This window comes from Pantoea sp. CTOTU49201, assembly GCF_032054795.1.
In the GTDB taxonomy this organism is placed as follows: domain Bacteria; phylum Pseudomonadota; class Gammaproteobacteria; order Enterobacterales; family Enterobacteriaceae; genus Pantoea; species Pantoea symbiotica.
Window position 1 is genome coordinate 1 of record NZ_DAMBSA010000391.1, and the last position, 4,340, is coordinate 4,340.

Annotated in this window: 6 protein-coding genes; 2 read left to right on the forward strand and 4 right to left on the reverse strand. The window is 58.4% G+C overall.

Translation table 11 applies throughout. From position 1 onward, the window contains the following. Positions 1–370 (forward strand): LysR substrate-binding domain-containing protein (locus RTY00_RS20690; protein WP_409519155.1); only part of this gene is annotated, 370 nt, incomplete at its 5' end. A gap of 73 nt (positions 371–443) precedes the next feature. Here RTY00_RS20690 and RTY00_RS20695 read toward each other — a convergent pair. Continuing rightward, on the reverse strand, positions 444–962 hold the full coding sequence (locus RTY00_RS20695) for a GNAT family N-acetyltransferase (protein ID WP_312665928.1): 519 nt from the start codon (positions 960–962) through the stop codon (positions 444–446). After that, on the reverse strand, positions 959–1,522 hold the full coding sequence (locus RTY00_RS20700) for an XRE family transcriptional regulator (protein ID WP_312665929.1): 564 nt from the start codon (positions 1,520–1,522) through the stop codon (positions 959–961). Before RTY00_RS20700 ends, RTY00_RS20695 begins: the two co-directional genes overlap by 4 nt. A gap of 151 nt (positions 1,523–1,673) precedes the next feature. On the opposite strand from RTY00_RS20700, the gene RTY00_RS20705 reads away from it, so the two are divergent. Continuing rightward, positions 1,674–2,408: a MerR family transcriptional regulator gene (locus RTY00_RS20705; protein ID WP_008102616.1), complete on the forward strand. Its 735-nt coding sequence runs from the start codon at positions 1,674–1,676 to the stop codon at positions 2,406–2,408. Between the two features lie 170 nt (positions 2,409–2,578). On the opposite strand, the gene RTY00_RS20710 is transcribed toward RTY00_RS20705, so the two are convergent. Continuing rightward, positions 2,579–3,310, reverse strand: a complete 732-nt coding sequence (locus RTY00_RS20710; protein ID WP_312665930.1) for an ABC transporter permease — start codon at positions 3,308–3,310, stop codon at positions 2,579–2,581. Then, a complete protein-coding gene (locus RTY00_RS20715; protein WP_154153219.1) occupies positions 3,310–4,245 on the reverse strand; it encodes an ABC transporter ATP-binding protein in 936 nt (311 codons plus the stop codon). The genes RTY00_RS20710 and RTY00_RS20715 overlap by 1 nt, the downstream gene beginning before the upstream one ends. Positions 4,246–4,340 lie beyond the last annotated feature (95 nt).

Here is a 4,340-nt window from a genome sequence, read left to right on the forward strand (position 1 = left end):
TCCTTTATATTCCGGCTCGTGTGATAAAAATATCTCGCTGGAAATATTACGTGAGCAGAAAATCATTAATCATTTATATGTGACACCACGCGACGATCGTCGCATCATTCCGTTGCAGGACAGCGGTGCGCAGGCGGTTCAGGTTGAATCTGTCGCCATGTTGATTTTAACCGGCCATTTTATTGGTTATTTACCGGATCATTATGCCGCCGCGTTTATTGCGCGTGGGCAGCTGTGTGAGTTGGGTGATGATTCGACTCGCCGTGAAAACCCGTTTTGTTTGATGATGAAGAAGGGCCGCAAAATAAACCCGATTATCCGGCTGTTTATGCAGGCGCTGGGCGTTGCAGAAGGAGAGGCGGCGCACTGAAGTGGTGCGCAGTATTAAAAAGGTCGCCATGAATGGCGACCCTACCGTAGGGGCGGCATTTATGCCGACCTGGTCAACGCAGCAGCTTAAACATCACCGTGGTCGCATCCAGCACACCTTCAGTTGACTCGGCATACATTGGAATCGACCCCGCAATCTGCCAATCCATCGACAAATACAAATCCGTCGCCACGTCGCCGCTGCGCGTGTCCAGCACCAGCAAAGTTTTGCCCTGCTCTGCCGCCAGCTGTTCGGCCTGCTGCATCAGGCGGCGCGCAATGCCCTGACGTCTGGCACGCGGATGCACCAGCAGCTTACTGATCTCCGCACGATGGCGACCGTTCGGCATGGCGCTGAAACCTACCATCACCGTCGCCACAATCACGCCCTGTTGATACGCCACCAGCAGCTGATTGTCGCCGCTTGCCAGGCTGTAAATTTTGTCCTGCCAGAAGCGCTCAATCGCCGCGCGATCGTCGGCATCAATAAAGCCCACGCTGGCGCCGTCGGCGACGCAGCCCTGCAGCACATCACACAATGCCGCCAGCAGCGGCTGCGCCTGGGTGGCGCTGAGACGTTCGATTTCAATCATGGTTTGCATACCACCAAAATGTAGCGCGCGCCGCCTTCGGCATGGGCGGCAAACGCGGATTTACCGGTGAGATGGAAGCGCAGACAGTCGCCCGCCTGCAGCGTCCAGTGTTGATCGTCCATGCTGATGGTCAGCTCGCCCGATTGCAGCCAGATGTGCTGCTCCAGTCCCTGAATTGGCGGCGCGTCGTAATCAATACGCGCGCCGGGACGCAGCACGCCTTCCACCACTTCCGCTTTAAAGTGGCTGGCGGGCGGTGATACGTTGCGGCGCTGGAAACCGCTGGCGTCGTCGCGCCACACTGGCTGTTGATCCGCTTTCAGCAGCAGCGCGGCCTCCTCTTCCACCTCGCTGAGCAGGCGCGACATGGTCAATCCGTAAGCCACGCAAAGCCGGTTAAGCAAAGCGGCTGTGGGGCTAGTTTCAGCGCGTTCAATACGCGACAATGACGCCCGACTGATGCCGGTCGCCATCGCCAAATCATCTAATGACCAACCGCGTTGTAAGCGTAATTCGGCCAGTCGTGCCGCCAGTCGATCGTCAGTATCCGAAGCAGACATCTTCACCTCTCACTTATGGGAAATAAATCTCACATATGAGATAACACTACGAATCCTAAACAAGGTCAAGTTGTACAACTAAAAAATCGTTGTACAACCCAGGCGTGGGGGTTAAGGTGTTGTTATGCAGGTCAGTATTTTAGAGGAATCTATGGCCTTATACAGTATCGGGGATGTGGCCGAACGCTGTGGAATCAACCCGGTAACGCTTCGCGCCTGGCAGCGACGTTACGGTCTGTTAAAACCTCAGCGCACCGAAGGTGGTCATCGGCAGTTTGATGATGAAGATGTTCAGCGTATCGAAGAGATAAAACGCTGGATAGAGAGTGGCGTGCCCGTCGGCAAAGTGAAAGCGTTGCTGGAAGGTGCCACCGTCAATGTGCATGACGGTTGGTCGGCGCTGCAGGAAGAGTTGATGAGCGTGCTGCGTCACGTTCGTCCGGCTAAACTGCGCGTCAAAATTGCCACTATTGGCCGGGAACATCCGGTGGATGCGCTGATCGACCACGTGTTCGTGCCGGTTCGTCAGCGTCTCGGTTTAGATCAAAATACTGCGCGTACCATGTGCAGCCTGCTTGATGGCGCGCTGATTGATTATGTGGCGTTTTGTCTGGCCGGTGGGCGTAAAAAAGCCGGTAAAGATGCGCTGATGATTGGCTGGGCGGTGGAAGATCGTACCCGCATCTGGCTGGAAGCCTGGCGTTTGTCGCAGCAAGGCTGGCGCATGGATGTATTGGCGGAACCGTTGGATATGCCGCGCCCTGAGTTATTCCCCGGACAAAATCTGTTTATCTGGACCGGCAAAAAGCCGACGCGTCGTCAGGTCGAGCAGTTTGAACACTGGCAGGCACAAGGTTTTGCCATTCACCTGCACGATCCCGCGTAACTAAAAATCGCACACACGGCCTTTGCCTGGCGTGGTGTGCGCGTTATCATGCCGCCCTAAATTTCTTTTCTCAGGTCTCCACATGAACTGGAATAAACTCCTCATCGGTTCCCTGTTTGCCATCATGGCGCTTGGCGGCATGGGCGGCATGATGCTGGTCGGCTACAGCCTCATTGTGCATACCAACTAAGTTTGCGCTGCACGCGCTCTAACAGGCGATCGCAAATCAACGCCAGCAGCGCCACCAGCAGCGCGCCCTGAATCACATAGGCGGTGTTAAAGCCGCTCAAACCGATGATCACCGGCGATCCCAGACTCTCCGCGCCCACCGTGGAGGCGATGGTTGCCGTGCCGATGTTGATCATCACCGAGGTCCGCACGCCCGCCATAATCACCGGTGCTGCCAGCGCCAGCTCAATCTGCCACAAGCGTCGCCACGGCCCCATGCCGAGACCGACCGCGATTTCGCGATTGCTGGCCGGTACGCTATCTAAACCCGCCAGCGTGCCCTGCAAAATCGGCAGCAAACCGTAGAGAAACAGCGCCATCACCGCAGGCGTCGCGCCAAATCCCATCACCGGCACCGCAATCGCTAACACCGCAACCGGCGGAAAGGTTTGCCCGGCCGCCGCCACGGTTTCCAGCAGCGGGCGAAAAGCGCGCCCGGCGTGGCGCGTAGCAAACACCGCACAGCCAACGCCAACCAGCAACGCCAGCAGGCTGCCGCTAACCACTAACGCCAGATGCGCCAGCGCCAGCCGCCAGAAACTCTCCTGCTGATAGAGCGGACGCTCCAGCTGCGGAAACCAGTGGGCAAACAGCGGGCCGCTGTGCGGCAAGCCCCATAGCAACAGCAGAAAGGTCGCCAGCAGCCAGTAAAGCGGATCGCGTAACAGCCGCATCAGCTCGCCTCCCGCTGGCGCAGCAGATCGCTGAAGTGCAGCACGCCGAGCGGTTGCTGATGCTGATCGATCACCGGCAATTTGTCGGTGCGGCGCGCAATAAACTGCGACAGCGCTTCACGCAGCGTCAATGATGCGGCAATCGGTTCGGCGTCGAGCCATTCACCGCGTCGCGCCGCGCTGCCCGCACGTCCCAGCGCCAGCAAACGCACGCCGAGCTCGCTGCGACCAAAGAACTCGCGGGCAAAGTCATTCACCGGCTGCGTCAGCAGATCGATCGGCCTGCCCTGCTGCACGATTTCGCCGCCGTCCATCAGCACCAGCTGATCGGCCAGCGTCAGCGCTTCGTCGATGTCATGCGTCACCAGCACCACGGTGCGGCCGGACATTTTTTGGATGCGCAACATCTCGTGTTGCAGCGCCAGACGGTTAACCGGATCGAGCGCGCCGAAGGGTTCATCCATCAGCAGCAATTCAGGATCCGCCGCCAGCGCTCGCGCCACGCCGACGCGCTGCTGCTGTCCGCCCGACAGCTGATGCGGCATGCGCGTCGCCAGATGGCTATCGAGATTGAGCAGCGCCAGCAGCTCCTCGACGCGTTGGTTGATCTTCGCCTGCGGCCAGCCGAGCAGCGACGGCACGGTGCCGATGTTCTTCGCCACGTTCCAGTGTGGAAACAGGCCAATCGACTGAATGGCGTAGCCGATGCGGCGGCGAAGCGCGCGCGCATCCATGGTTTCGATGGCTTCTCCGGCGAAGCGGATTTCGCCGCTGTCGTGCTCCACCAGCCGATTGATCATCTTCAGCGTGGTCGATTTGCCGGAACCGGAGGTGCCGATTAGCACGGTAAAACTGCCCTTCTCAATCTTCAGCGACAGGTTACGTATCGCCTCTTTGCCGGCGAACACTTTGCTCACCTGGTGAAATTCAATCATGACGTCTCTCCAGCAGTGCCGACAGTAAACGTAGCAGTGCATCAAAAATCACCGCCAGCGCCACCACCGGAATCACCCCCAGCAGCACCAGATCC

What these genes read in the sequence shown, in the direction of transcription:
- RTY00_RS20695 (WP_312665928.1), bottom strand. Translation starts at nt 962, where the DNA reads ATGATTGAAATCGAACGTCTCAGCGCCACCCAGGCGCAGCCGCTGCTG.
- RTY00_RS20700 (WP_312665929.1), bottom strand. Translation starts at nt 1,522, where the DNA reads ATGTCTGCTTCGGATACTGACGATCGACTGGCGGCACGACTGGCCGAA.
- RTY00_RS20705 (WP_008102616.1), top strand. Translation starts at nt 1,674, where the DNA reads ATGGCCTTATACAGTATCGGGGATGTGGCCGAACGCTGTGGAATCAAC.
- RTY00_RS20710 (WP_312665930.1), bottom strand. Translation starts at nt 3,310, where the DNA reads ATGCGGCTGTTACGCGATCCGCTTTACTGGCTGCTGGCGACCTTTCTG.
- RTY00_RS20715 (WP_154153219.1), bottom strand. Translation starts at nt 4,245, where the DNA reads ATGATTGAATTTCACCAGGTGAGCAAAGTGTTCGCCGGCAAAGAGGCG.